Consider the following 26,359-nt stretch of genomic DNA (forward strand, 5'->3'; position numbering starts at 1 on the left):
ATATTATACTCTATTCTTTTCCTTTTGACAAATCGCTTATGGATTGTCTACTAACTCCTGCGTCCTTTCGTAGGCAGCCTGAACAGCATCCATGACCGTTCCTCGAAAAGCATTTTCTTCCAGACTAGCTACTCCAGCAATGGTCGAACCGGCCGGACTGCAGACCTGGTCTTTGAGCTGGGCCGGATGTTGCCCACTGACCTGACTTAGCTTGGCAGCGCCTAAGAGAGTTTGATTGGCTAGCTGCAGGGATATGTCGCGACTGAGTCCTGCTCGGACACCAGCATCCGCTAAGGCCTCTATAAAGAGATATACGAAAGCTGGTCCACAGCCAGCAAGAGCTGTCGCCGCATCCAACTGCTTTTCCTCTAGTTTGAGCAAAAGACCGGCAGAAGATAGAATCTCCTGTAACAAATCTTCGTCCACTTGATTCGCCTGCTGAGACAAGGCATAGCTAATAACACCCTCACCTACAGCTACTGGTGTATTAGGCATCATCCGAATCCAACGATGGTGGCTAGAGGTCAATTTTTCTAAGAGCTCTAAGGTCAAACCTGCAGCCATTGAAACCAGCAAAATAGACTCACGTTTTTCTAGAATCTCCTGATACTCAGCCAGCAAGTCAGTAAATTGAGCTGGTTTAATCCCTAGAAAAATAACATTTGCTTGTGCAAAAACCTCAGCATTACTGGCCGACTGACCACCAAGTTCTGCAGCAATCTTTTCAGCCTTGTCACGACTGCGATTAGCCAGGAGTAATTCACTTCTAAATCTTTCATCTTGGGCAACCAGGCGAGCGAGACTGCCACCCATATTTCCCAAACCGATAAATCCAATTTTCATCTTTATTTCCTCACTTGACCAGTTCCTTGAATGACGTACTTATAGCTGGTCAACTCTTTCAGTCCCATAGGACCTCTGGCATGTAGTTTTTGAGTAGAAATCCCCATTTCGCAGCCAAGTCCAAACTGACCGCCATCTGTAAAGCGGGTTGAGGCATTGACATAAACCGCTGCGCTATCCACCTGCTCTGTGAAGTAAGCTGCCGCTGCAGACTTCTCCGTCACAATGGCATCCGAGTGATGAGTGCTGTGAGCCTCAATATGCTCCACCGCTTCTTCCAGCGAAGAAACCAGCTTGACCGCTAAGACATAATCCAAAAATTCGGTATCAAAATCTTCCGGTCTAGCTTGCGAGCCCGAGATATACTGTGCCGCTTTCTCATCCAAACGTAATTCAACAGACTTTTCTTGTACAGCATCACGATCTGTCACCAAAATCTTTTGTAAACGTGGCAAAAATGCTGCTGCAATCTCTTCATGAACCAGAAGTACCTCCATGGCATTGCAGACAGAGGGGCGACTGGTCTTGGCATTCTCGATAATCGCCAAAGCCTTGTCCTGATCAGCGTCTTTATCTACATAGATATGAACAATTCCAGTACCTGTTTCGATAACCGGCACAGTCGCATTCTCCACGACCGCCTGAATCAGTCCCGCACCTCCACGAGGAATGAGCAAATCCAGATAGCCCTTGGCCTTCATCATAGCCTGGGCGGAAGCCCGACTAGTATCAGAAACCAACTGGATACAATCCGGCGAAATCTCCGTCTGAGCCAAGCCGTTTTTCAGAGCTGTGACAATAGCTAGCGCAGTCTGATAAGCATCCTTGCCGCTTCTGAGAACGACTGCACTGCCACTCTTTAGTGCCAGAGCCGCAGCGTCAGAGGTGACATTAGGCCGGCTTTCGTAGATAATCCCAATCACGCCCATGGCCACTCGCTGTTTACTGATGACAAGACCGTTATCAAGCTCAGTCCTTTCCAAGACTTGCCCTACAGGATCCTCCAAGTCAATCAGCTGGCGAATGCCCTCTGCCATGGTAGCAATCCGCTCCTCATCCAGATAGAGGCGATCCAGCATCACATCTGAAATCTTACCTTTTGCTGCGGTCATATCCAATTCATTGGCTGCTAAAATGTCCGCACGAGAAAGCCAGAGCTGCTTTGCCATTTCTTCTAGAACATGGTTTTTCTCAACTGTTGTGGCTGTATTAATCGTCTTCTTGACTTTCTGGACCTTTTCAAAAATCGCTTGTGTTGAGGTCATCGCTTCTCCTTTCCCTGTCTTCTAAAATTCTGCAAATAAATCATTTAACTCCGGTGTCAATGAAATCCAATCATCCCGATGAATGACGACACCCTTAGGTTTATTGGACTTGAGCATATCTTTAAGAGCTGACTTGCCAAAACGCACTCGCCCTTTACCAAGAATAGCTCCGCCGCCTTCCTCGTAAACTGTCACCGTATCCTGATAGGCAAAGCTCCCTGATACAGATACAAGTCCGGACACCAACAAACTTTTTCCATTATTTCTGAGAGCGTCGGCTGCTCCTTGATCTACATAGATTTCCCCTTGACTTTTAGCATAGAAAGCCAGCCATTGCTTCTGCGTTTTTAGACCTTTTTCCTGAGCCAAAAAGAGACTGCCATCCTTGGTCTCCTCCACAGCTTCCAGCAGAGCATCAGTCTTGAGCGAGGAGCAGATATAGACCGGAACACCAGACATGGTCGCCAGAGTTGCAGCCTTAATCTTTGTCAGCATACCGCCAGTTCCATTGCTCGTTCCTGCACCGCCTGCCATATCAATCAGCTCAGAGCTAATCTTCTCAATCTTTTCAAGTCGCCGTGCATCTGGATTGGTAGACGGGTTGGCTGTGTAGAGTCCATCTACATCTGTCAAAAGCACCAGGAGATCTGCTTGAACCATGGCCGCTACTTGTGCACTCAGCGTATCATTATCCCCGACCTTGAGCTCCTCGATAGCCACTGAGTCATTTTCATTGATGATAGGAATAGCGCCGCGATTCAGCAAGACAGACAAGGCCTGATGAGCATTCTTGTAACGCCGTTTATCTGCAAAGTCATCCTGCGTCAAAAGGATCTGAGCAGAAATGATTTGCTTCAAAAGAAGATTGGTTGTATATTCCTCGAGGAGCAAGCCCTGTCCAACCGCAGCTGAAGCTTGTTTGTCTGCTATCTTGGTCGGTCGCTTTTTAAAGCCTAGAGAAGAAAAGCCTGCCGCAATAGCTCCTGATGAGACCAAGATTAACTCATGCCCCGCCTCATGGAGGAGTGCCAACTGCCGAGTAATTTCCTTTACCTTAGCACGTGACAGACTGCCATCTGCGTTTGTCAATGATGAAGTTCCCACTTTAAATACAATTCGCTTTGCTTTCATACCTTCACACTCATTTTCTTCAGTATTGAAATATTATACCAAAATTCAATACAAAAATAAAAAACGATGCAAAATTCTCTACAATCAGAGAGTGGAGCATCATTTTCTATTATTTTCTTAACTTATCTAATGTCTCTTGAAAAATAGCTGGCGCTTCAGCTGTAAATTCCAGCACTTCACCAGTTCGAGGATGGGTGAAGCCTAGTGTGTGCGCGTGCAAAAATTGGCCATGTCCTTTCAAGGTCTTACGAGGTCCATAGACCTCATCTCCAGCCACAGGATGTCCGATGTAGGCCATGTGAACGCGGATTTGGTGAGTTCGGCCTGTTTCTAGCTGAAGCTCGACCAAGGAATAGTCACCAAAACGCTCCAAGACTTGAAAACGCGTCAGAGCTGGCTTGCCTTTTGCCGTTACAGCCTGCTTCTTGCGGTCTTTTTCACTACGGCCAATCGGAGCTTCAATCACTCCGCGGTCGTTAGGCAAATTTCCATGAACAATAGCCCAATACTTCCGTAGGGATTTCTTATCCTTAAGTTCAGCAGCCAAAGCCACATGGGCTTGGTCATTTTTTGCAATCATGAGAAGCCCTGAAGTGTCCTTATCAATCCGATGGACAATTCCCGGTCTGAGAACTCCATTGATGCCAGACAGGTCTTTGATGTGGTATATAAGAGCATTGACTAGCGTGCCACTGGTATGCCCTGCAGAAGGATGGACAACCATTCCCTGAGGTTTATTGACGACTGCTACATCCTCATCCTGATAGACGATTTCTAACGGAATATCCTCAGCTACATACTCAACAACTTCTGGTTCAGGCAGTTCATAGGAGATAATGTCGCCTTCTTTGACTGTATATTTTGCTTTTTTGGCTTGACCATTTACTAAAATTTGTCCGTTCTTAATTTGCTCATTAGCAAGACTTCGAGACAGATCAGTCAAATCAGCAACTGCCTTATCTAAACGAACACCTGCTTCCTTAATTATTACTTCCATTATTTTCTTCCCTTATGATAACTAGGAGTAATACCAGCACTCCAAACGTTAAATACATATCTGCAACATTAAAAACAGCAAAATCAATAAAATCTAACTGAAACATATCAACCACAAAACCTTGACGTAGTCGATCAATAAAATTACCTAAGCCACCTGCAATAATAAGCGTCAAACCACTAATCAGCCAGAGCGATCCTTGCAAATGTCGAATCAGATACCATACAGCGCCTCCAATTACAATCAATGTAATAATTGCAAAAAGCCATTGCTGATTTTCTAATATGGAAAAGGCGGCACCAGTATTCTGAAGATAAGTTAGGCTTAAAATAGAAGGAATAAACCCTTTTACCTCACCCAGCTTGATGTTACCAACAACAGCCCATTTGACTAATTGATCTACCACGATTAACACTAAAATAGTAATTGGGAGAACTATTTTTCTTTTCATACTTTCCTCTTTTTCTCAAAATATGCTTTCATTACAGTCACAAAAGCATCCCCTGCTTGTGTTAGTTCTACTTCTTCACGTTTCACATATACCATACGATTATCTAGTGCATCTTTGACAGGAATGACAGTAATCCCATTCACACTCGCACTATCTAAAAAACCAGATCCAGTCGCATAAGCATCTGTCCTTTCTAAAATGCCATTTAAGGTGGCTCGGTCTGTCACGTTAAACATCTGAGAGCTTGCACTGGTATCCACTAGATTTTCGGAATAATAAAGATATTCATCTTTTTCTTGTGTAAAGCGAACCGTTGGCAAATCACACAAGTCCTCCATTATCAACTCTTTTTTTCGGTAAGAGGATGATTCTCTCTCAAATAGATATGCGTTTGAAAAGGAATTAACTCGATAGCTTCTAAACCAAGTTTTTCGATTTTCTGCATGATTCCCTTTGTATTTTGGTTGTTAAGATAAATAATCCCAAGTTCACTATGTCCTTGAGCCACTTCATCCAAAATCTGAACAGTTGTAGACTCAAAAATTCGGAAATTTTTATATTCAGGATATAAAATAGAAAACTCTGTGATGAGTGGTGGCAAAAAGTCATAGTGTTGACTTGCAATAGAAAATTCATCTTTTTCTTCTTCAGGATTGGCATACTGATTTTGAAAAACATCAAATCCCTTCACTAATTCTTGCGCACGCTCATAAAATTCCATTCCACGCCTTGTCAAAAAGGTCCCACTGCTGGTTCTACGAAAAATTTTGAAACCAAGCTCTTTTTCTAAATCACGAACCGAGATGGAGAGACTAGGTTGACTGACATACATTTTTTCTGCAGCTTCTCGAAAAGTTCCACTGTTAGCAATAGCGACTACATACCGTAACTGTTGAATATTCATCTCATTTTCCTTTTACAAATTATTGCTATTATATCATAAAACAAAGGTTTCTTAAAGCTATAAAGGACTTCCAATTTGGAAATCCTCATACAGTGTTTTTATTTCTCAAAAATATCTTTCAAGTATAATCCTGTTACCAAAAGAGTAGCAATTAAGGCGATTACAACTTCGCATAAGAACCAGATATGGCCAAATAGACCTAATTGAAAGACTGTCAAAGAAGATCCTAAAGCTGTTGCAGAGATAACCAAAGGGAAGGTAAAAGCAGAAAAACCTGCAGAAAAAGGACGTTTAAACAGCTGAAAGATTTGGCACAAAATAAAAAGATAAAGAATCTGCCCACTGATCAATAAGAGAAGCAATATCAGACTATTCGGATGAGAGAAAGTAGTCGTATAGGCTGCTGTCATCAAAGAAATCGGAGCACAAATCGTTGTTGTATTTGGACGTACTCTATCTTCCAAACCAATTTTATAAGTCTTGTAAAACACAAGCGGTAAAACAAAAATAGTTGCCACAAGACCGTACCAAAAAATAACTTGTCCAAGAACAAACTGCTGACTAACTGCTATAGTAAGAGGAGCAACACCGATTCCTACAAATAAAACAGTCCAAGCTGGATAGACATTATCCCATTTAAAAGGGAAAACAAAGGAGAATAGATAATAAGCCATCAATACTATCAATCCAATAAAACTTAGCCACCACAAGCCTTGAGCTATAAATAGAGCATCCTCTCCTAAAAAACTCCAGGTAGCGATGTATGTCGAGGCGACCATTCCCTGCATGAAAAAAGTTGGAAAAACCGAGGCTATAAGAGGATCTTTCAACTGTTTTTGAGCTTGTTTAAAATTTGTTACGATTCCAATCACAAGATGAATCAAGAAGAAAAGGGCCAATCCCGCTAAAAGATAGCGTAACATCTGACTGAATCGACCAATTAAATTGCCCATTGCTAATAATCCTAATACTAAACCCGACTGAACCAAAAAGGGTTCTTTTCTTTTCAAAATCATAAACAACTCTCCATGTTTACTAATCCCTAATGGGGCTTTCTACTTTCTTTTTAAATAGATAATTTCTGACTTTGGTTCAAATCCTAATCTATTATAGAGTCTTAGTGCACCAACATTTTGCGCTTCAACGACAATTTGGCAAAGTCGCCCATTGCGTTTATAAAGATCATTTAAAATTGATTGAACAAGATAGCTCCCCAAACCTTGTCCTTGATAGCCTTCTTGAACAGCCAAACCAAATAAGTAATTCGTTCCAAGGCTAATATCAACGGAGCATGACGCACGAACTTGTCCATCTTTTTTTAGAACGTATAGCAGGCAATTCTCGTCGTTAATAGACTCGCTAGCATACTTTTCAGCCAAAATGAAGGAATTATCAAATGCTTGTGCTTGAAACTCTGCAATCTCTCCTACTAAACTTAAGTCAGCAAGTAACACTTTCAAATCAGATTTCTCATTCAATGAAAACTCGCGTCCTAGTTGTTCCATCCAAATTTCATTTTCCTCAGCTTTGTAGATATACTTATCTATAAAAGCAGGATGTTGCTTCATAAAATTATTCTCAGACACATAACTTATCTCTGTTAAATGATAACGCTTAGCGATCTTAGCCAATTCATCCAATAAACTTCGGCCTATTCCTTGACAACGGTAAGCTGGTAAAACATATAGAGATACTTCTGCTTCATTTGGTTCATCAGCATAAATGGATAAAAAACCAACTACGACATCATCCTCATAAGCCAAGACAAACGAAGGCATATGTGGGTCATCATTATAGTTATTATCTAAATAAGGTACTCTATACGTTTGATCAACCTTGTTACACTCTTTTACGATTTCAAAAGCAGCATTTCTTTCCTTATCCGATAGTTGAACACGGACTTTTACTTTCATTGTTCTTCTCCTATTTGACAGTGCTACTGTTAGTATATCATATATACCCCTATTTCTTCTTCAATAAAAAAGAAAACAGGAAGAACCTGCTTTCTATTTTGACTTGATATAATTGATACCGTCTGCCTTTGGCGCCACAGCTTGCCCAAAGAATACAGCAAGCACAATAATCGTTAGGACATAAGGCGCAATTTGCAAATAAACAGCTGGTACATGTGATAAAAATGGCAACTGACTTCCAATAACAGCCAAACTTTGAGATAGTCCAAAGAATAAACTAGAAAGCATAGCTCCAATTGGATTCCATTTACCGAAAATCATCGCTGCTAAAGCAATAAATCCAGGACCAATAATGGTAGTGGCCGCAAAGTTTACAGAAATAGATTGAGCATAAATGGCACCACCAACTCCACCTAAAAATCCTGAGATCATGACACCGTAGTAACGCATGAGATAAACATTAATCCCAAGTGTATCAGCAGCTTGCGGGTGCTCTCCGACAGAGCGAAGGCGCAAACCAAACTTTGTTTTAAACATAATAAACCAAGCAACAAATGCAAAAGCAACTGCAATATAACCCATGATACTGGTGTGTTTAAAGAATATGTCACCAAGAACAGGAATATCAGATAAAATTGGAAAGTTAAACTTACCAAATGAAACTTGGATATTATCTGTTTGGCCTTTACCATAGAAAGCTTTTACCAAGAAAATAGCCAAGGCAGGTGCCATCAAATTTAAAACCGTTCCGCTGACGACATGGTCCGCACGGAAATTAATTGTGGCAAGAGCATGGATCAAGGAGAAAACGACACCTACAACACCACCAACTAAAAGTGCTATCCAGGGAGTCAAACTTCCAAAAGTACTCTCAAAAGTCAGATTAAATACAACTCCTGAAAAAGCACCCATTACCATGATTCCCTCAAGACCCACGTTTACTACACCAGCATGCTCAGAAAAAGCACCACCAATACTAGTAAAAATCAAAGGAGCTGCATAAATAAGCATAGAAGATACTAACAAACTAAGCATTGTAACAAAATTCATCTTATTTACCTCCTTTTTCTTGTTTACGTGGTTTGATAAAACGTTCGATAATATAATGCACACTTACAAAGAAGATGATGGATGCAGTCACAATACTTACCAATTCAGAAGGAATCGTTGCCGCATTCATACCTGGTGCACCAACTTGTAGCACAGCAAATAAGAAAGCTGCAAAAGGAATTCCTATCGGAGAGTTGCTAGCAAGAAGACTAACCGCCATACCATTGAAACCAACGCTTAATGAGCTACCTTGAACATAAACATTTTGGAAAGTTCCAAGTCCCTCAACAACTCCTCCGACACCGGCAAGGGCACCAGAGATAATCATTGAAAGAATAATGGTACGTTTTGCTGACATTCCAGCATACTCACTTGCATGTGAATTGATACCAACTGAACGGATTTCAAATCCCAGAGTTGTTTTCTTAAGAAGGAACCACACTAAGATAACTGCAACAATAGCAAAGAAAATTCCAATATTCATCCGAGAATTATTTGTTAACGCACGAAGCCACTCTGTCTGATAGGTAGCATTTGCACTGACCGTAATACTAGAATCGATACTTTGCATGACTGACTTGGGGAAACTATGAATAAAAGCATTCCCTACATACAAAACAATATAGTTCATCATGATCGTAACAATTACTTCTGATGTACCAAGATAGGCACGTAAAATACCAGGAATTGCTCCTATAATTCCACCAGCAACTACCCCCAGTAAGACTGTCATAATTAGCATAAATGGACGTGGCAAATCTGGGAATGACAAAGCAAACCAACCGGCTACCAGCCAGCCAGCTAAAGCTTGTCCAGGCAAACCAACGTTAAAGAAACCTGCACGACTAGCTACGGCAAAACCAAGAGCAATTAGAATCAACGGTCCCATAGCACGAGAAATTTCTCCTAGACTTCTCAATGAACCAAAAGCCGTTTTAAAGAGTTCTTCATAACCCCAAATTGCATCATAACCAAAAACCCACATGATAATCGCACCTAGCAAAATACCTAGAACGACTGAAATCAAAGGAACGGTTATCTGCTGTGTTTTCTTAGACATTCAAGTCTCCCTTCTTTAGTTCTCCGCCGGCCATCAAGATTCCTAATTCTTGTTTATTTGTGTCTGCTGGCGATACAATACCTTGAATCTTACCATCATGAATAACAGCAATTCTATCAGATACATTAAGAATTTCATCTAATTCAAAGCTGACAACAAGGACGGCTTTCCCCTTGTCACGCTCAGAAATCAAGCGTTTGTGAATATACTCAATCGCTCCGACGTCCAAACCACGTGTCGGCTGACTGACAATCAAAAGGTCTGGATCACGATCAACTTCACGAGCAATGATAGCTTTTTGCTGATTTCCTCCTGAAAGCGCTGATGCAGGCACATATTCACTTGCAGCACGAACATCAAATTCATCCATCAATTTTCGAGCGTAATTGTGAATATTATTATAATTCAAAATGCCATTCTTGCTAAGTGGCTCTTTGTAATAAGTCTGCAAAGCAATATTTTCAGAAATAGTCATATCGAGCACCAAACCATCACGATGTCGGTCTTCTGGCACATGGCTGACTTGCATTTCTGTAATCTTACGAGGCGACAAGCCAACTACCTCTTGCCCCTTGATCGTAATGCTGCCTGATTTTACTTTACGAAGCCCTGTAATAGCTTGAATCAACTCACTTTGACCATTTCCGTCAATTCCAGCAATCCCGACAATTTCACCAGCTCGTACATCAAGAGATAATTCCTTAACAGCTGGAATACCCCGGTTTTCATTGACAACTAAATCCTTAATTGATAAAACGATCTCTTTAGGATCAGAAGCTTTTTTATCAGTTGTAAAGGAAACAGAACGACCAACCATCATTTCAGCAAGGTCTTGGTTAGTTGCACCTGCAATCTCTACTGTTTCGATACTCTTACCTCGACGAATGACTGTTACACGATCGGACACAGCACGAATTTCATCTAATTTATGAGTAATCAAAATGATAGACTTGCCTTCTTTAACAAGATTTTTCATGATAGCCATCAACTCATCGATTTCAGCAGGTGTCAGCACAGCCGTTGGCTCATCAAAAATAAGGATATCCGCACCTCGATAGAGTGTTTTTAAGATTTCAACCCGTTGCTGAGCTCCCACAGATATATCCTCAACTTTAGCAGACGGATCCACGACAAGACCATATTTTTCAGATAAATCCTTAATTTCCTGAGTAGCCTTTTTAATATCTAGAACACCATATTTAGTGGTTTCACTTCCTAAAATGATATTTTCTGCCACTGTAAAAGCTTCAACTAACATAAAGTGCTGATGCACCATTCCAATTCCTAGCGAAGCAGCTTTTGATGGTGAGTCTAATTTGACAACTTGTCCATTTACTGCAATTTCTCCACTAGTCGGCTCAAGCAAGCCAGCTAGCATATTCATCAAAGTAGATTTTCCTGCTCCATTTTCTCCTAATAAAGCATGAATCTCACCACGACGAAGCTGGAGATTAATTTTGTCGTTTGCGACAAATTCACCAAAGATTTTAGTTATCTCGCGCATTTCGATGACATTTTCATGTGTCATTGTGATCCTATCCTTTCAGAAATTTTATTTCAATAAAATCTATTAATAAAAATTAATAAACTTTATTGAGACAAAATATCTTGTCTCAAACTCAAAAGAAGCGACCCATGAAGGTCGGGTCGCTTCTTGAGTGTCATTGTTCAATCTTATTCTGTAGGAACTTTGATGCTTCCGTCAAGAATTTTTGCTTTTGCATCTTCAACAGCTTTTTTAGCGTCTTCAGACAAAGCTTTTGTAGTCAAGTCTACACCGCCGTCTTTCAAGCCGTATACAGATGTTTTCCCGCCAGGAAACTCTTTCTTAGCTGCTTTTGTAGCAAGGTCTTTTACAGTTCCGCCAACTTTTTTCAAAGTAGAAGCAAGAACGAAGTTAGACTCTTTACCATCTTTAGATTTAAATGTTCCTTCTGCTTCTTGGTCACGGTCAACACCGATAACCCAAACTTTTTCGCTCTCATTTTTGGTTTCATTGATCGCTTTTGCTTCGTTGAAAACACCAGCTCCTGTACCACCAGCTACTTGATAAACGATGTCAGCACCTGCTGCATATTGAGCAGCGGCAATCGTCTTACCTTTTGCTGCATCACCAAATGATTCAGCGTATTGTACATCAATTTTGATAGATGGATCAACTGATTTAACACCAGCTTCAAAACCTTTTTCAAAACGAGTCAAAACAGCACCTTTGATACCACCAACAAAACCAATCATTTTAGTTTTAGTTGTTTTAGCTGCTGCAACACCAGCAAGGTAAGCTGCTTCGTTATCAGCAAACAAGGCAGAAGCTACGTTGTCTTGTCCTTTGATTTCATCGTCAATGATAACATAGTTAATGTCTGAGTGATCTTTGGCAGCTGCTTCTACAGCATTACGAAGCGCAAATCCAATACCAAAAATAGCTTTGTAACCACCTGAAGCTGCTTGCTCTAGGTTGTTTGCATATTCAGATTCGTTAGTTGATTGGAAGTAAGTATAGCCTTTATCCTTTGAAAGACCATTCTCTTTACCCCACTCTTGCAAACCTTCCCATGCTGATTGGTTGAATGATTTATCATCAACACCACCAGTATCTGTTACAACCGCAGCTTTTAGATCCGTCTTAGCTTTTGAATTGCTGTCTGATTTAGACGCACGATTACCACATGCAGCAAGACCGATTGCTGCGACAGCTACTAGACCAAGGCCTAGCCATTGTTTCTTGTTCATTTCTGAACCTCCTAAATAAGATATGCAACAATGTTGCGAAATTGTGTGGTCAGATGACCCAGACTACCAACTAAGTTAAGTCGGTAAAAGAGTATGGAAGTAACTCCCCGACCGTCATCACGACCGTCGATTTATCTTTAGCGACTAAAGTCACTTTTAAATCCTTATCAAAAAACTCAGCCATTACTTGGCGACAAGCACCACATGGGGATACAGGCTTTTCCGTTTGTCCATAGACTATTAACTCTTCAAAATCCTGCACACCTTCAGAAACAGCCTTAAATATTGCGGTTCGCTCCCCACAATTTGTCAGACCAAAGCTCGCATTCTCCACATTTACTCCTGTAAAAATCCGGCCATCTTTTGCAACCAGAACAGCTCCAATAGGAAAATGGGAATACGGAACATAAGCGTATTTGCTTGTTTCAACCGCTAAATCAATCAAATCAGTAGTTGCCACTTGCATGTTCCCCTTTCATGATGGCAACACCTGATGATGTACCAATCCGAGTTGCACCTGCATCAATAAAGGCTTGAGCATCTTCAAAAGAGCGTGCTCCACCAGAAGCTTTCACTCCCATATCAGGTCCAACGGTCTTTCTCATTAATGCAACATCTGGAACGGTAGCACCACCTGTAGAAAAACCTGTAGAAGTTTTCACGAAATCTGCACCTGCTCTTTGCGCAAGCTGGCATGCCACAACTTTTTCATCATCAGTCAAAAGACATGTTTCAATAATGACCTTAACAAGCTTGTCACAACTCGCTTCAACAACCGCACGAATATCTCTCTCAACCAAATCAAGATCACCAGATTTTAATGCGCCAATATTTATCACCATATCCACTTCATCAGCGCCATTTTTTATAGCATTTGATGTCTCAAAAGCCTTTACTTCAGGAGTTGTCGCACCAAGTGGAAAGCCAATAACTGTACAAACTTTTACATTTGAAGTAGCTAGCATTTCTGCTGCTAGTTTAACCCAAGTAGGATTAATACATACACTTGCAAAATTATATTCTTTTGCTTCTTCAATTAACTTTACAACCTGATCTTTACTAGCTTCAGGTTTCAAAAGTGTATGATCAATGTATTGATTTAAATTCATTTTCTTATCTCCTAGAATAGAAGTTAAGCAATAACCTCAATGATTTCACTTACTTCTTTCCGCTCATTACTTATTTTAACATTTTTTTTGAATTCTGTAAGCAATTCTTTTGAAATTTTTTGATTCGCATAAATCTTAGCGATGACGTCACCAGCTTGAATGAATTCTCCTATTTTTTCTCAAAAACAATTCCAGTTTCAAAGTCTAAATCATCTGATTTTACAGCTCTACCAGCTCCTAGACGCATTGCAAAGAGCCCAAATTCCATAGCTGGAAGCTCAGAAATATAGCCTGATTCATCTACAGAAACCTCCACGATATATTGCGCACTCGAAGGTCTATATAGATCTTCTTTATTACCACCTTGTGCTTCTATCATCGCTTCAAATTTATGAAGTGCAGAACCATTCATTAAATGTTCGCGGACTTCCTCAACTGTTTTTTCTACATTTGCAAGACTAAGCATAATTTGAGCTAATTCGCAGATGAAATGTGTCACGTCTTCTCTTCCTTTTCCCTGCAGAATTTCCAAAGCTTCAAGAATCTCTAATCGATTCCCAATACTCGTTCCAACTGGTTGACTCATATCTGTAATGACTGCAACTGTTCGTCTACCAACAGCTTTCCCTAGCTCAACCATCGTCTTAGCGAGTTGTCGCGCATCCTCAATGTTTTTCATAAAGGCGCCTTCACCTACTGTTACATCGAGCAAAATACTATCTGCACCAGCTGCAATTTTTTTACTCATAACTGAACTAGCAATTAAAGGTATCGTATCTACTGTAGCTGTAACATCTCGAAGAGCATACAATAACTTGTCTGCTTTCACTAACTGATCTGACTGACCAATCACAGAAAGCCCAATATCTTGAACTTGTTTAATAAATTCTTCTTGACTTCTTTCAACTTGAAATCCTTTTACCGATTCAAGCTTATCAATCGTTCCGCCTGTATGACCTAAGCCTCGTCCACTCATTTTAGCAACTGGAACTCCAAAGCTAGCAACTAAAGGAACCAGAATCAAGGTAACCTTATCACCAACACCACCGGTAGAATGCTTATCCACTTTTATCCCAGAAATTTCTGATAAATCAATTTGCTGGCCGGTTCCAACCATTGTCATCGTTAAATCTGAAATTTCTCTGGTTGTCATTCCTTTAAAGTAAACCGCCATGGCAAAAGCAGACATTTGATAGTCAGGTACTGAACCAGCAACATAGCCATCAATTAACCATTGAATTTCTTCTTTGCTTAATTCAAAACCATCTCGTTTCTTTTGGATAATATCAACTGCTCTCATATTATTTTTCACTCCTCAAGATATAGTAACCCTTATCTTTTTTTATTATTTCACAATTACCAAAAACTTCTTCCATTTTAGCCTTGGCGCTCGGAGCACCTTGTTTTTTTTGTATGACAATGGTCAAATCTCCACCTTTTTTTAAATGATTGTAACTTCCAGAAATAACTTCATGCACAACTTTCTTTCCCGCACGGATAGGTGGATTACTGATTATATGATCAAATTCTCCATGTACTTCACTATAAATGTCTGACTGAAAAATAATAGCTGACACTTGATTTTTTTCTGCATTCTTTCGTGCTAAATCTAAGGCACGTTGGTTGATATCTATCAAAGTTGCATGCAGTTTCTTTGCCTTGACAAGAGTCAATCCTAGTGTACCATAGCCACAACCGACATCTAAGACACTTTCTTCAGGCTCAAAATCTAATGTAGATAAAAGAACTTGACTTCCGTAGTCAATCATTTTTTTACTAAAGACACCTGCATCAGTCAAAAAAGTCATCCTATGGTCTAACAAACAAACAGTTAACTCATGAATATCATGTGCAGCATCTGGATTTTCTGCAAAATACATTTTAGTCATGAAACCATTCTACCATACTTTTACTAAACTTGTAAATCGTTTACAATTCTTTCCACAATGTGATATACTAAACACCATGATAGGAGAATCGTATGACAAATGAACTCATTCATTTTGATAAGATCAATCGAGAAACTTGGCAAAATTTACACCGTAAAACGACTCCTCCTCTAACCGAAGAGGAGTTAAACTCTATTAAGAGTTTTAATGATGAAATCAGTTTACAAGATGTTGTGGATATCTACCTTCCTCTGACAAATTTGATTCAGATTTACAAACGTTCCAAAGAAGAATTATCCTTTTCTAAAGGAATATTTTTACAAAGAGATCTGAAAAAACAACCGTTTATCATTGGAATTTCAGGTAGTGTTGCGGTAGGAAAATCAACAACCAGCCGTCTTCTTCAAATCCTCCTTTCTCGTTCTTTTGAGAATGCCAAGGTGGAATTAGTGACAACAGATGGTTTTTTGTATCCCAACTCCATTCTACAACAGCAAAACATATTGAATCGTAAGGGATTTCCTGAAAGCTATAATATGGAGCTGCTACTAGATTTTTTAGATCATTTAAAAAATGGACAAGATTATCAAGTTCCAGTATACTCTCATGAAATCTACGATATAGTTCCAAATCTAACTCAATCTATTCAAGCTGCTGATTTCGTAATTGTAGAAGGAATAAACGTTTTCCAAAATCCTCAAAATGATTTACTCTACATTACAGATTATTTTGATTTTTCGATTTATGTGGATGCAGAAGTCGAAAATATTGAAAAATGGTATTTAGATCGTTTTAAAAAACTACTAGATTTAGCAAAAAAAGACGAGAGCAATTATTACCATCGCTTTACCCATCAACCTATTAATGAGGTCATGGAAATGGCTAAAAATATTTGGAAAACAATTAATCTTGTTAACTTACAAGACTACATTGCGCCAACACGTAATCGTGCTGAGCTTATCTTACATAAGACTTACGATCACGAAATTGATGAAATTTATTTAAAAAAATAGTTGAAATCAAGACATTTTTCGCAAAAAAAGAATTTAGACTTGTCAAATAGTAACTTTTCATATATAATTAGATAGTTAGTATACATTGGAGGTGAAAAACTTGGCAAACATTAAATCAGCTATCAAACGCGCTGAACTAAACGTTAAACAAAACGAAAAAAACTCAGCTCAAAAATCAGCTATGCGTACTGCTATTAAAGCATTTGAAGCAAATCCTTCTGAAGAACTTTTCCGTGCTGCTAGCTCAGCAATCGATAAAGCAGAAACAAAAGGTTTGATTCACAAAAACAAAGCAAGTCGTGATAAAGCACGTCTTTCAGCTAAACTTGCTAAATAATTGTTTTTAAATAAAAAAAGCTCTTTAGAGCTTTTTTTATTTATCAAATTCAAAATGATTTAAAGCAAATCCTGAAAGATTGTGCAAACGTTCGCTTTACTTATTTTATTTTGGTAGAATAGATATAGTTTTGTTAACAATCAAGGAGTTCTCATGAAAAACCAGACCTTAATGCAATATTTTGAATGGTATCTCCCAGATGATGGTCAGCATTGGAATCGCCTGAGTGCAGATGCACCCAATTTGGCCTCTAAAGGAATTACTCAAGTATGGATGCCACCTGCTTTTAAAGCAACCAATACAAATGATGTTGGTTATGGTGTTTATGATTTATTTGATTTAGGAGAGTTTGATCAAAAAGGATCCATACGAACAAAGTATGGATTGAAAGAAGAATATTTAAATGCGATTCGCGTATTAAAAAATTATGGAATTACTCCAATAGCGGACGTTGTATTAAATCATAAAGCAGCTGCCGATCAGACGGAGACTTTTTCTGTTATCGAAGTCGATCCAAATGATCGTACTACTGCTATTTCAGAACCATTTACAATCAAAGGATGGACGCATTTTACTTTCCCAGGGCGTCAGAAACAGTATAATGATTTTGAATGGCATTGGTATCACTTTACAGGTACAGACTACGATGCCAAACGCCGTAAATCTGGTATCTATCTTATCCAAGGAGATAACAAAGGTTGGGCGAATGATGAACTGGTCGATAATGAAAACGGCAACTATGACTACCTCATGTATGCTGATCTAGACTTTAAGCATCCTGATGTCATCAAAAATCTTTACGACTGGAGTTGCTGGTTTATTGAAACAACAGGTGTCGCTGGTTTTCGTCTGGATGCGATTAAACATATCGATTCTTTTTTCATGAGGAACTTTATACGAGACATACTAGCGAAATATGGCGATAACTTTCACGTTTTTGGTGAATTTTGGAATGGCGATGAAGAGGCAAACAACGAATACTTAGAAAACATCAATTATCGCTTCGATTTGGTAGATGTGCGCCTACATAACAATCTTTTTGATGCCAGTCGTTTAGATGAACTTTATGATTTGCGAACAATTTTTGACCAAACTTTAGTGAAAAATCATCCAGATTCTGCTGTAACCTTTGTAGATAATCACGATACCCAACGTGGACAAGCTCTAGAATCTACAATAGAAGAATGGTTCAAACCAGCAGCGTATGCCCTGATACTACTTAGAGAAAGCGGTCTTCCTTGTGTATTTTATGGCGATTACTATGGCATATCCGGTCAATTTGCTCAACAAGATTTCAAAGATACTATTGATAAATTATTGGATATTCGCTTGAATCTTGCATACGGTGAGCAAAAAGATTATTTTGACGATCCACACTGCATCGGATGGACCAGAGCAGGACAAAATGGGAGCCAACCAATCGCTATTGTATTAACAAATAGCTCTGAAAATTCCAAGCGTATGTATTTTGGTAAGAAATGGTCGGGGCAAGAATGCTCGGATTATCTAAATAATTGCCAAAAAACCGTCAAAATAGACCAAGATGGATGGGCAGTATTTCCAGTAAACAAAAAATCAGTGAGTGTCTGGTCTATAAAACAATAAAAAATCAGCTTTTCTGCTGATTTTTTTGTTTATACTTCTCTATAAAAGGCTGGTATGATTGCCATGTAGGCATGGGAAAATCCCTCTTTTTTGCTGTTTCTAAAATTTCCTGATATTGATCTGTCCACTCTTGAAAGCCTGATGTCAGATGCCCTCTTATCATCTCTTGAGTGAGTGGCTGCTTTAAAAAACTTCTCAATACTGGAATTAATATGCAAAGTGGCAAAAACAAATATTTGGTCGGCTTATAAGCTTTTTTAGAAATACCTTCCTTTTCACATAGGAGAATTCCTTCGCGCCATGCAAGAATCAACTTTCGAATTGCTTGCGTATCTGTCAAAACAGCCTCAAAGCTTCCAGATTCTGCTATCGCACCTGCCATGACAGCTTCTTGAAGACAGTGAACTTTCATCCATTTCGCTAAATCTGGCACATTTTTACAGTTTAACTGACATGTTTCAAATATTCTACGAATTATATTGTGATGCCCGTCTTCATCAATTAGAGTGGGAGCTTGAAAAATAATGACTTTTACTTTTCCATGTTTTCTTCCGCCTCCAACTGACGACGGAAAAGCAAGTGAATAGCTTTCTCTATCAAGATAAGGCAGTGTTTTTTCAGTAATATCCCAATTATTTTGCATAATCAAGATACGAGTCTTTCCTGTTAAAGTCGAAAGTTCCTTCGCAGCTTGTTTAATTTGACTGCTGTTTACTGTCAACAAAATCAAATCATAATGATTAATCAAACTAGTAACCAATTTGGGAGCAAAATGGTGAATGCGATATGATTTCTCATGTTTCCGCAAATCTTTGACAAAAAGCGAAATACCGTCTTGATAACTAGATAGACTGCTCTCTTTTACAAAAACTTCCACATCATGCTCTTGGCTCAAGAGCCAGCCATAAGTCAGCCCAATAGTTCCAGCACCGTAAATCAATATTTTCATTTTAACTATTTTCTATTAATCTGTTTGCTTTTTTCTTGCTATCTACTTTGACGGCAATTTTAACTTCAAAAATTGTACCTTTCGGTTTGTTATCTTTTACAGTGATAGTCCCTTTTAAAGCATCAGCAATCTGCTTAGCTAGTGAAAGTCCTAAGCCAAATCCGCCTTTTTGACGCGTTCTAGCTTTATCCACACGGTAAAAACGATCAAAGATTTTTTTCTTATCTTCCATACTGATTCCAGGGCCGTTGTCTAGCACACGAAGATAAAGGTAACGGTCCTTGATCCAAACAACAAATTGAATCTCTCCGTCTTCCTCTGTATACTTAACCGCATTATCAAATAGAATCGTCATCAGTTGTTTGAGTAAGGTTCGATCAGTCTTTATAACTTGTTGTATATGATTTTCATAGATAAAAATTTTCTCATTTTCATCTGCAATCATTTCATAGTTTTCAAATGTTGTTGTAAAGAAGTCAGGCTCTATCTCTGCCATTTCAGCCTTGATTCCATCATCACGTCGAGCCAAATTTAATAAGTTAGTTGTTAACATCCGCATATTGCGCACTTCTTCTAAGCTAGAGGCGATGCTTTCACTAGATTCCATGATTGTTGCTTCTGGTTTTCTAAATAGTGTCTCTAAACGATTCTGCAAAACTGCTAACGGTGTACGAAGCTCATGACTGGCATTTTCTACAAATGCCTTTTGTTTTTGCATACCAACAATTAAAGGCTTAACACTTACACGCGCTAGATAAATACTGGCAATGATCGAAATAGACCAAAAGCTAACCATAACAATCACAATAATTTGTTCATGATTTTGACTAGTTTGTTCTAATTGATTGACATTAATCAAAACAGCAGCATACTTCACTTTTGTTAAAAGATTCGTCGATAAAAACTCACTTGGGTCAATTTCAAAAACTAGTGTACGATATACTTCTTCTTGACCATAGCTATTTGTAATGCTCAGCTGAGTAATTTTATTGATTTGCTTCTTTTCTATTGTCGTTTTTTTAAAACTTAAAAAGTGATCACCCGTAGTCAATGGTTTTAGATCTTCATCAAAAAGGATGGCCTCTGTATTTGAATTCACTTTGAGATTATCTAGAGAATCGGGGTCTTTTGGATGATCCGTCTCTTCTCCTGAAACTGAAGCACGGTCTTCGTCCACAGCAGTCTGCATATATGCAGCACGTGATAGAGCTAGGTGCAAGACAGACCTTGGATTTTGACGAAGGCTTTTTAAATTATCATCAACCGTTGTATACAGACCTGAGCGCATAATTTGAATAATCAAAAGCGTCATGGCAGAGAAAATAAGGGTAAACACACCAAAATAGCGAATGAAATATGAAAAATCATCCGCATAAACTGTTTTTTAAGTCTATTCAGCATTTTTTAAAATGTAACCGACGCTGCGAAGTGTCTGAAGATTGTTCGCAAATGTCGTTCCTTTCAGTTTTTTCCGAATTTTTGAGACGTAGACCTCTACAACTGAAATCGTTGTATCACTGTCAAATCCCCAAAGACGATCAAAAATCTGCGTTTTAGGAAGAATAACATTTTGATTCTGCAAGAAATAAACTAACAAATCAAATTCTTTCCCTAACAGTTCTACTTCTTTTCCTTCTACTAAAGTTGCATTGGTAGAAAGATTCACTGTCACATCGCCATAAGACAAGGTATTTTCGTTAAATTTACCAGAACGTTTAAGTAAAGCCTGGATGCGCATTTTTAGCTCTTCCAAGTAAAATGGTTTTGTCAAATAATCATCTGCACCTAATTCAAAACCATGCCCTTTATCGTCTAAACTTTCTTTAGCAGTCATGATCAGCACAGGAGTTGTGACCCCTTTTTCACGCAAGTCTTTTAATACTTGAAAACCATCCTTTTCAGGTAGCATCAAGTCAAGTAAAATCAAGTCATATACTCCACTCTCTGCTTCGTAAAGGCCTTCTTCACCATCAAAAACTTGCATAACATCCGCAAAATCGTCTAGGAAATCAAATACGGAATTCGATAATCCAAGGTCATCTTCTACTAATAAAATCTTAATCATCGGGTTCTCCTCCTGCTCTAAGAAAATAAACAACTTTTGATTCAACTATCAACTACAAATTAAAAAAATCAGTTTTATTCTTGAAGTATATTTTCTCTTACTATTATATCATGACTTGTGCTAATGGCTTAAGAATTTGTGGAATTTCCAGCATTATTTTTGTTGGAATCTTTATTTTCGTTTTTTGTGCTTCCATCTGCATTTGATGGTTTTTTCTTAGAATTATGATTCTGTTGGCCATTTTCTCCTTGAGGAGGCTGCCCTCCAGAACCACTGTTTCCACCTGGTCCAGCTTGACCCTCTTGACCATTCATTTGTGGAGGCATGCCATTCTCATTTCCTTGCCCTTGAGGAGGCTGTCCACCAGGACCTTGCATTTGATGGCCTTGCTGGTTATTTTGCTGAGGCATATTTGTTTGAACAGTGGAGCGTTGATTCGCTGTACTAGCACTATTTGTCAATGAGTGAATGGTATATCCACCGAGCACACCTACAGCAAGCGATGCACTAGCTACAACAGACATCCACCACTTGGCGCTTTTTTCAACAACAATCATTTTTTCATTCTTCATTCGATACGTTTCCTTCTTTCTTTAAGTAATAAGTGTGATAAAGTTGTGAAGATTATAGCTTCAAGTTCATCACATCCTTTCTTTAAGATATGTTTATCATAAGTCCTTATTCTTAAAAGGAGCTAAATTTTTTCTTAAAGAATACTAAAAGATGAGGAAATTCTTAGAATAAGGATAGAAAATTCATCCAAAATATTTTTTTAATATACGACCGTATCGTTTCAGCAAAAGATGATCCGCAATTGATGGGGATAGTAGGTTTAATGCCGCAAAAATCTTTGTAGCTTGTCCCATCAAAATTACCCTTTTATGAGATTTTATACCTTTAAGTAAAGCTTGACTGACTTGATCTGTACTTGAAATAGCGATCCCCATCTCTCTCCAGACAGGATGATAAGGCTTTTCTGATGGTGTATCTGCTGCATTAGGGCAAAAATACGTTAGATACATCTTTTTCTGCTCCTGCTTTAATTCACGATTCATTGACTCGATAAAAGAAAAAAGTCCGGCTCGACTCGCGACATCTACACTATAATAGGGAAAGGCCAGTCTACCATCTGCAAAACCTCCCGAATGCACGATGGTTGCTCCTTTTTGATTTTTCAGCAAAGGTAAAAAATGTTTGCTGACAAGAATAGCTCCTATTAGGTTAATCGCCATAGTCTGATTGATCTCCTCTACAGAGTGAGATGTTAAGGATTTTCGTACGTCAAATCCTGTTGCATTAATAACAATATCAAGACTATCGGACCACTTTTGAACTTCAGACACAGCTGCCTTAATAGAAGCTTCATTTGTTATATCTACCGAGCAAATCGGAATGTTGGAAGCAATATCCTCGGAAAAAGAAGCTAATTTATCCATATTGCGACCTAAAAGAAATAAATGAGCACCCGCTTGAAAAAAAGCTTGTGTATAGGCTTGTCCCAAATTTCCACTGGCACCAATAATAACGACCTTTTTATTTTTAAAATAATTGTCACCCATAACATACCCCCTCGTTAGTGAATCTTTTGTGATAGGTTTAATATAACAAGCCCCACAATGACCAAAGTAATTCCCAAGAGGCTTGTGAGCGTTACTTTTTCATGAAAAAATAAAATAGATAGCACAGTTGTTCCAACTAATCCGATACCCGACCAAATAGCATAGGCTAGATTTAGTTGAATGCCTTTCAAAGATAAGGATAAACAGAAAAAACACAAGCCGTATAAGACTAAAGCAAGAATCCCAAAAAACATTTTCGAAAAACCTTGCGACAGTTTTAACAGACTTGTGGCAGCTATTTCAGATACAATAGCAAGAGTTAAATAAACGTAAGACATCATTGTCCTCCTAGAATCAATAGAATTGAAAAGCTAGTCGGAAAACAATTGATTTAGCGATGAGCAGAAGTGAAGCAGGTCCAAAGTGTGCAAGCGTTGGCTAAAATCATAGACTTGATATTTGAATTCTTGTAAACAGAAATCATTTTTCGCCCACATAACTCATCTAAAGAGATCTGGTAAAAATCAGCTAAGTGAATCAAACTCTGGCTATCTATAATTGTTTTATCATTTTCCCAATTCGAGATAGTTTGACGCGTCGTGCCCAGATATTCTGCAATTTGATTCTGACTATAGCCCTTTTGTTCTCTATGTAATTTTAATTGTTTTCCTAACATCTGTTTTTCCTCTCTATCTTATTCTTTTCTTCGCAAATTGACTAGACGAAATTCTTTAACATTCTATACAATTCTAAGTAAAAATTATTTGACACTGCTATTATAACATGATTTTTAGGATACCCACCTTATACTGACTTCTAAAAAAACAGCAGACTGCGATATCCACTGTTTTTTATCTATTACTTACTTGATTTCAATGCCTTTTCTACTGCTACTTTTTCTTTAGAAATAAGCGCTATACGAGCAGCAATTTCTTTGATACCCATGCTGATATTGCGACTAATTGCCATATCTGACAACTGAGGTTCGAAGAAAGCATTGTATTCAGCGAGCCTTTCTGGTGTCTTGAAGGCATTAGCTGGATAGATAACAAACTTATCAAAGCTCATATCACCACCTAAAGCTGCCTTAATCCAATCCCAATTTTCACGCGCCCAAGTCCAGACAGCAGCTTGAGTAAAATCGTGGTTGAGTAAAGGCAGATACCAGCTCATAGCCAAATCTTGTGGCTTGACAATGTCTTTATTCTTTAAAGCTTCTAAAATTTGATCAAGCGCTTCCCTATCATTAGTGTAGGCCAAAGCTGAAGCTAATTGTCTCTTGAAACTTCCATCAACCGTCGATACATAATTCTTCAGATATTGTTCCGTCAGTTCTTTGCTCTCATGATGTTTGATTTGGTTAATCAAAATGTGCAAACGAATAGCTGCAGGAAGTTTTTCCAAATCATCTTTATAAGAATCAAAGATGCGTTCTGCTTCTTGAATTGCTTTTTCATCATTGGCAGCAATTAAATTTCCAACTACGATTTGACGAACCAATTCATCCTCATCTTTTTCACCTGTTTTAGCCTCAAAACCAAGTCGATCAAAGTTAAAGCAGCTAAGTTTTCTAATCAAGTTATGATAGAGTTGTTCGCTCTCACTACCTTCGTCTACAAATAGTTTAAGTTCATTGAGTACCGCCTTAATTCCTGATACTACCAAATAGGATGTTTCTTCCGTCAACGTCTCAATAACCGGGATCAAATCAGCAAATGAAATATGTCCTGCTTCTGCTAAGAGACGGCGTTCTTGCACAACTTGAAGCTTGCTTGTACTATCCAATACTGCAATAGTATCTAGAATTCTATCAAGCAATTCACCTTGATAGTCTGTGATATAGTGGGCTGTGTTTTCCGTATTGAAACGCAAAGCTCCTTGATTCTGAGCTACCAAAGCAGAATAGTTTGGAATTTCTAGCGTTTCGGTTTCTAGCGTGTCCGGTAGACCTTTCCAGTTACTATTTAATGGTAAAACCCATAATCTCTTCTTATCTTCATGTTCTCCGATAAAGAACTGCTTTTGCGAGAGTTTCAAGGTATCATTTTCCACTGTAGCAGTCAAAACAGGGTAGCCAGGTTGTTCTAGCCAAGAGTTCATAAAAGCTGCTACATCGCGACCAGAAGCTTCTCCTAGAGCATCCCAGAGATCACGACCAATCGTATTTCCGTACTGGTGTTTGGCAAAGTAGGCATTGAGTCCTTTAGCAAAAGCTTCATCACCCAGCCAACGACGAAGCATGTGCATGAGGCGACTTCCTTTAGCGTAAACAATAGCAGGATCAAAGAGGGTATTGATTTCATCTGGGTGTTTAACTTCTACATGGACAGACTGTACCCCGTCTGTAGCATCCCGTTTCAATGCAAGCGGGACTCCAGTTGTTTGGAAATTCTCAAAGATATTCCAAGTCGGCTCAATGGCATTGACGCAGACATATTCCATCATATTGGCAAAGCTTTCATTGAGCCAGAGATCATCCCACCACTTCATGGTAACTAAATTACCAAACCATTGGTGGGCCAACTCGTGAGCAATGACGAGCGCTACCTCTTGACGGCTCGTTACTGTAGAATTTTCATCAACTAAAAGGTAAATCTCACGATAAGTCACTAATCCCCAGTTTTCCATAGCACCTGATGAGAAATCAGGTAGAGCTAGATGCAAGGAATGTGGGATAGGATATTTAACACCGTAATAATCCTCGTAAAACTCAATCGAACGCACAGCTATATCTAAAGCAAACTCTAAATTGCTTGCTGGATGAGCTTTTGTTGCATAAACACCGACTAAAGTACCATTTTTTGTCTTAGAAGTCACTCCCTGTAAATCACCAAAAGCAAATGCTAAAAGGTAAGAAGACATGCGTGGTGTTGTCTCGAACTTCCAGATACCTGTCGCTTTTCGGTTTTCAATTTCTATCTCAGGCATATTGGACAAGGCCATCTCTCCATCAGCCTGATCAAATTTCAATGCTAAGTCAAAAGTCGCCTTTGCTTCTGGTTCATCCACACTTGGAAAAGCTTCGCGGGCAAAATGACTTTCAAACTGTGTAGAGATGACTTCTTTCTTTACACCATCTACACTATAGTAAGAAGGGTAAATTCCAGTCATATTGTCCGTAATCTTGCCCGTATAAGTCAATGTCACAACCACAGCGCCAGTTGCCTCTAACTCGATATATAGCGCTTCGTTAGCATCATCCACTGTGAACTCTCGAGCTTGTCCAGCAACCTCTACTGCTTCAATTTTCAGATCCTTCTGATGCAGAGAAATCGTACTAGAAATGGCTTCACCTGTAATCGTTACTTTCCCCGAAAAAGTCTTGTTCGCACGATTCAGATCTAGAAAAAGATCATAGTGCTCTGGAACAAAAGTTTCAATAAAATGCTTAACTGCTTGCATATTTTTCTCCTCGTCTAAGATTCAGGAATCCTGATCGACATTCTTTTGTTCTCATTTTAACATATTTCAAATAAAAGAAAAAGG

General features: G+C 38.9%; 25 protein-coding genes and 2 pseudogenes. 3 read left to right on the plus strand and 24 right to left on the minus strand.

Features of this window, described 5'->3' with window-relative positions:
• Positions 1–36: 36 nt before the first annotated feature.
• From proC to HMPREF9182_RS00880, 16 genes and pseudogenes are all read right to left on the minus strand, one after another.
• Positions 37–843: a pyrroline-5-carboxylate reductase gene (proC, locus tag HMPREF9182_RS00805; protein ID WP_009443555.1), complete on the minus strand. Its 807-nt coding sequence runs from the start codon at positions 841–843 to the stop codon at positions 37–39.
• Positions 844–845: 2 nt separating this feature from the next.
• A complete protein-coding gene (locus HMPREF9182_RS00810; RefSeq protein ID WP_009755036.1) occupies positions 846–2,108 on the minus strand; it encodes a glutamate-5-semialdehyde dehydrogenase in 1,263 nt (420 codons plus the stop codon).
• A gap of 21 nt (positions 2,109–2,129) precedes the next feature.
• Positions 2,130–3,239 carry a glutamate 5-kinase gene (gene proB, locus HMPREF9182_RS00815; protein ID WP_009443885.1) on the minus strand — a complete coding sequence of 370 codons (1,110 nt, stop codon included), beginning with the start codon at positions 3,237–3,239 and terminating at the stop codon, positions 2,130–2,132.
• A 109-nt stretch (positions 3,240–3,348) separates the two neighbouring features.
• The gene (locus tag HMPREF9182_RS00820; protein WP_009754346.1) at positions 3,349–4,236 is read right to left on the minus strand and encodes an RluA family pseudouridine synthase; all 888 of its coding nucleotides are present in this window, start codon (positions 4,234–4,236) and stop codon (positions 3,349–3,351) included.
• A complete protein-coding gene (lspA, locus tag HMPREF9182_RS00825) occupies positions 4,220–4,687 on the minus strand; it encodes a signal peptidase II (protein WP_009443138.1) in 468 nt (155 codons plus the stop codon). The genes HMPREF9182_RS00820 and lspA overlap by 17 nt, the downstream gene beginning before the upstream one ends.
• Positions 4,684–5,591, minus strand: a pseudogene (locus HMPREF9182_RS00830) (LysR family transcriptional regulator). Before HMPREF9182_RS00830 ends, lspA begins: the two are co-directional and overlap by 4 nt.
• A gap of 98 nt (positions 5,592–5,689) precedes the next feature.
• A complete protein-coding gene (locus tag HMPREF9182_RS00835; RefSeq protein ID WP_009754601.1) occupies positions 5,690–6,607 on the minus strand; it encodes a TDT family transporter in 918 nt (305 codons plus the stop codon).
• A gap of 39 nt (positions 6,608–6,646) precedes the next feature.
• Positions 6,647–7,504: a GNAT family N-acetyltransferase gene (locus HMPREF9182_RS00840; protein ID WP_009754408.1), complete on the minus strand. Its 858-nt coding sequence runs from the start codon at positions 7,502–7,504 to the stop codon at positions 6,647–6,649.
• Between the two features lie 93 nt (positions 7,505–7,597).
• Positions 7,598–8,554: an ABC transporter permease gene (locus HMPREF9182_RS00845; protein ID WP_009443254.1), complete on the minus strand. Its 957-nt coding sequence runs from the start codon at positions 8,552–8,554 to the stop codon at positions 7,598–7,600.
• A 1-nt stretch (position 8,555) separates the two neighbouring features.
• Positions 8,556–9,614, minus strand: coding sequence for an ABC transporter permease (locus HMPREF9182_RS00850; RefSeq protein WP_009754598.1), 1,059 nt, complete (start codon positions 9,612–9,614; stop codon positions 8,556–8,558).
• Positions 9,607–11,142, minus strand: a complete 1,536-nt coding sequence (locus HMPREF9182_RS00855; protein ID WP_009443327.1) for an ABC transporter ATP-binding protein — start codon at positions 11,140–11,142, stop codon at positions 9,607–9,609. The genes HMPREF9182_RS00850 and HMPREF9182_RS00855 overlap by 8 nt, the downstream gene beginning before the upstream one ends.
• A gap of 146 nt (positions 11,143–11,288) precedes the next feature.
• Entirely contained in the window at positions 11,289–12,347 is a 1,059-nt protein-coding gene (locus HMPREF9182_RS00860) for a BMP family lipoprotein (protein WP_009754795.1), read from the minus strand.
• 70 nt (positions 12,348–12,417) lie between these two features.
• Complete coding sequence (locus HMPREF9182_RS00865) at positions 12,418–12,807, minus strand: cytidine deaminase (protein WP_037602911.1); 390 nt, start codon at positions 12,805–12,807, stop codon at positions 12,418–12,420.
• Positions 12,794–13,456, minus strand: coding sequence for a deoxyribose-phosphate aldolase (gene deoC / locus HMPREF9182_RS00870; RefSeq protein WP_009755133.1), 663 nt, complete (start codon positions 13,454–13,456; stop codon positions 12,794–12,796). The genes HMPREF9182_RS00865 and deoC overlap by 14 nt, the downstream gene beginning before the upstream one ends.
• Before the next feature lie 23 nt (positions 13,457–13,479).
• A pseudogene (locus tag HMPREF9182_RS00875) lies at positions 13,480–14,756 on the minus strand (pyrimidine-nucleoside phosphorylase).
• Between the two features lies 1 nt (position 14,757).
• Complete coding sequence (locus HMPREF9182_RS00880; protein ID WP_009754905.1) at positions 14,758–15,345, minus strand: class I SAM-dependent methyltransferase; 588 nt, start codon at positions 15,343–15,345, stop codon at positions 14,758–14,760.
• A 92-nt stretch (positions 15,346–15,437) separates the two neighbouring features.
• Between HMPREF9182_RS00880 and coaA the strand changes: the two genes are divergently transcribed.
• The 3 genes from coaA to HMPREF9182_RS00895 all read left to right on the plus strand — a co-directional run bounded on the left by coaA (position 15,438) and on the right by HMPREF9182_RS00895 (position 18,300).
• Positions 15,438–16,358: a type I pantothenate kinase gene (gene coaA, locus HMPREF9182_RS00885; RefSeq protein WP_009754582.1), complete on the plus strand. Its 921-nt coding sequence runs from the start codon at positions 15,438–15,440 to the stop codon at positions 16,356–16,358.
• A gap of 100 nt (positions 16,359–16,458) precedes the next feature.
• Complete coding sequence (rpsT, locus tag HMPREF9182_RS00890) at positions 16,459–16,695, plus strand: 30S ribosomal protein S20 (protein WP_001274000.1); 237 nt, start codon at positions 16,459–16,461, stop codon at positions 16,693–16,695.
• Positions 16,696–16,848: 153 nt separating this feature from the next.
• Positions 16,849–18,300, plus strand: coding sequence for an alpha-amylase (locus HMPREF9182_RS00895; protein WP_009443102.1), 1,452 nt, complete (start codon positions 16,849–16,851; stop codon positions 18,298–18,300).
• A 4-nt stretch (positions 18,301–18,304) separates the two neighbouring features.
• On the opposite strand, the gene HMPREF9182_RS00900 is transcribed toward HMPREF9182_RS00895, so the two are convergent.
• The 8 genes from HMPREF9182_RS00900 to HMPREF9182_RS00935 all read right to left on the minus strand — a co-directional run bounded on the left by HMPREF9182_RS00900 (position 18,305) and on the right by HMPREF9182_RS00935 (position 26,275).
• On the minus strand, positions 18,305–19,249 hold the full coding sequence (locus HMPREF9182_RS00900; protein WP_009443573.1) for a ketopantoate reductase family protein: 945 nt from the start codon (positions 19,247–19,249) through the stop codon (positions 18,305–18,307).
• Between the two features lies 1 nt (position 19,250).
• Entirely contained in the window at positions 19,251–20,552 is a 1,302-nt protein-coding gene (locus HMPREF9182_RS00905) for a sensor histidine kinase (protein ID WP_303659932.1), read from the minus strand.
• Between the two features lie 87 nt (positions 20,553–20,639).
• Positions 20,640–21,314 carry a response regulator transcription factor gene (locus tag HMPREF9182_RS00910; protein WP_009443861.1) on the minus strand — a complete coding sequence of 225 codons (675 nt, stop codon included), beginning with the start codon at positions 21,312–21,314 and terminating at the stop codon, positions 20,640–20,642.
• A gap of 128 nt (positions 21,315–21,442) precedes the next feature.
• Positions 21,443–21,886 (minus strand): hypothetical protein, encoded by a 444-nt coding sequence (locus HMPREF9182_RS00915; protein ID WP_009755109.1) that lies wholly within the window; start codon positions 21,884–21,886, stop codon positions 21,443–21,445.
• Positions 21,887–22,069: 183 nt separating this feature from the next.
• Entirely contained in the window at positions 22,070–22,873 is an 804-nt protein-coding gene (locus tag HMPREF9182_RS00920; RefSeq protein WP_009443137.1) for an SDR family NAD(P)-dependent oxidoreductase, read from the minus strand.
• Positions 22,874–22,887: 14 nt separating this feature from the next.
• Positions 22,888–23,214 carry a DMT family transporter gene (locus HMPREF9182_RS00925; protein WP_037602470.1) on the minus strand — a complete coding sequence of 109 codons (327 nt, stop codon included), beginning with the start codon at positions 23,212–23,214 and terminating at the stop codon, positions 22,888–22,890.
• A 50-nt stretch (positions 23,215–23,264) separates the two neighbouring features.
• Complete coding sequence (locus HMPREF9182_RS00930) at positions 23,265–23,549, minus strand: helix-turn-helix domain-containing protein (RefSeq protein ID WP_009754853.1); 285 nt, start codon at positions 23,547–23,549, stop codon at positions 23,265–23,267.
• 182 nt (positions 23,550–23,731) lie between these two features.
• Positions 23,732–26,275 carry a M1 family metallopeptidase gene (locus HMPREF9182_RS00935; RefSeq protein ID WP_009443602.1) on the minus strand — a complete coding sequence of 848 codons (2,544 nt, stop codon included), beginning with the start codon at positions 26,273–26,275 and terminating at the stop codon, positions 23,732–23,734.
• Between the last annotated feature and the right edge of the window lie 84 nt (positions 26,276–26,359).

The sequence above is a fragment of the Streptococcus sp. oral taxon 056 str. F0418 genome (assembly GCF_000220065.1).
In the GTDB taxonomy this organism is placed as follows: Bacteria; Bacillota; Bacilli; order Lactobacillales; family Streptococcaceae; genus Streptococcus.

What these genes read in the sequence shown, in the direction of transcription:
- HMPREF9182_RS00860 (WP_009754795.1), bottom strand. Translation starts at nt 12,347, where the DNA reads ATGAACAAGAAACAATGGCTAGGCCTTGGTCTAGTAGCTGTCGCAGCA.
- HMPREF9182_RS00915 (WP_009755109.1), bottom strand. Translation starts at nt 21,886, where the DNA reads ATGAAGAATGAAAAAATGATTGTTGTTGAAAAAAGCGCCAAGTGGTGG.
- HMPREF9182_RS00930 (WP_009754853.1), bottom strand. Translation starts at nt 23,549, where the DNA reads ATGTTAGGAAAACAATTAAAATTACATAGAGAACAAAAGGGCTATAGT.
- HMPREF9182_RS00855 (WP_009443327.1), bottom strand. Translation starts at nt 11,142, where the DNA reads ATGACACATGAAAATGTCATCGAAATGCGCGAGATAACTAAAATCTTT.
- HMPREF9182_RS00850 (WP_009754598.1), bottom strand. Translation starts at nt 9,614, where the DNA reads ATGTCTAAGAAAACACAGCAGATAACCGTTCCTTTGATTTCAGTCGTT.
- HMPREF9182_RS00920 (WP_009443137.1), bottom strand. Translation starts at nt 22,873, where the DNA reads ATGGGTGACAATTATTTTAAAAATAAAAAGGTCGTTATTATTGGTGCC.
- deoC (WP_009755133.1), bottom strand. Translation starts at nt 13,456, where the DNA reads ATGAATTTAAATCAATACATTGATCATACACTTTTGAAACCTGAAGCT.
- HMPREF9182_RS00810 (WP_009755036.1), bottom strand. Translation starts at nt 2,108, where the DNA reads ATGACCTCAACACAAGCGATTTTTGAAAAGGTCCAGAAAGTCAAGAAG.
- HMPREF9182_RS00900 (WP_009443573.1), bottom strand. Translation starts at nt 19,249, where the DNA reads ATGAAAATATTGATTTACGGTGCTGGAACTATTGGGCTGACTTATGGC.
- proB (WP_009443885.1), bottom strand. Translation starts at nt 3,239, where the DNA reads ATGAAAGCAAAGCGAATTGTATTTAAAGTGGGAACTTCATCATTGACA.
- coaA (WP_009754582.1), top strand. Translation starts at nt 15,438, where the DNA reads ATGACAAATGAACTCATTCATTTTGATAAGATCAATCGAGAAACTTGG.
- proC (WP_009443555.1), bottom strand. Translation starts at nt 843, where the DNA reads ATGAAAATTGGATTTATCGGTTTGGGAAATATGGGTGGCAGTCTCGCT.
- HMPREF9182_RS00935 (WP_009443602.1), bottom strand. Translation starts at nt 26,275, where the DNA reads ATGCAAGCAGTTAAGCATTTTATTGAAACTTTTGTTCCAGAGCACTAT.
- HMPREF9182_RS00845 (WP_009443254.1), bottom strand. Translation starts at nt 8,554, where the DNA reads ATGAATTTTGTTACAATGCTTAGTTTGTTAGTATCTTCTATGCTTATT.
- HMPREF9182_RS00880 (WP_009754905.1), bottom strand. Translation starts at nt 15,345, where the DNA reads ATGACTAAAATGTATTTTGCAGAAAATCCAGATGCTGCACATGATATT.
- HMPREF9182_RS00820 (WP_009754346.1), bottom strand. Translation starts at nt 4,236, where the DNA reads ATGGAAGTAATAATTAAGGAAGCAGGTGTTCGTTTAGATAAGGCAGTT.
- HMPREF9182_RS00895 (WP_009443102.1), top strand. Translation starts at nt 16,849, where the DNA reads ATGAAAAACCAGACCTTAATGCAATATTTTGAATGGTATCTCCCAGAT.
- HMPREF9182_RS00840 (WP_009754408.1), bottom strand. Translation starts at nt 7,504, where the DNA reads ATGAAAGTAAAAGTCCGTGTTCAACTATCGGATAAGGAAAGAAATGCT.
- lspA (WP_009443138.1), bottom strand. Translation starts at nt 4,687, where the DNA reads ATGAAAAGAAAAATAGTTCTCCCAATTACTATTTTAGTGTTAATCGTG.
- HMPREF9182_RS00925 (WP_037602470.1), bottom strand. Translation starts at nt 23,214, where the DNA reads ATGATGTCTTACGTTTATTTAACTCTTGCTATTGTATCTGAAATAGCT.
- HMPREF9182_RS00835 (WP_009754601.1), bottom strand. Translation starts at nt 6,607, where the DNA reads ATGATTTTGAAAAGAAAAGAACCCTTTTTGGTTCAGTCGGGTTTAGTA.
- HMPREF9182_RS00910 (WP_009443861.1), bottom strand. Translation starts at nt 21,314, where the DNA reads ATGATTAAGATTTTATTAGTAGAAGATGACCTTGGATTATCGAATTCC.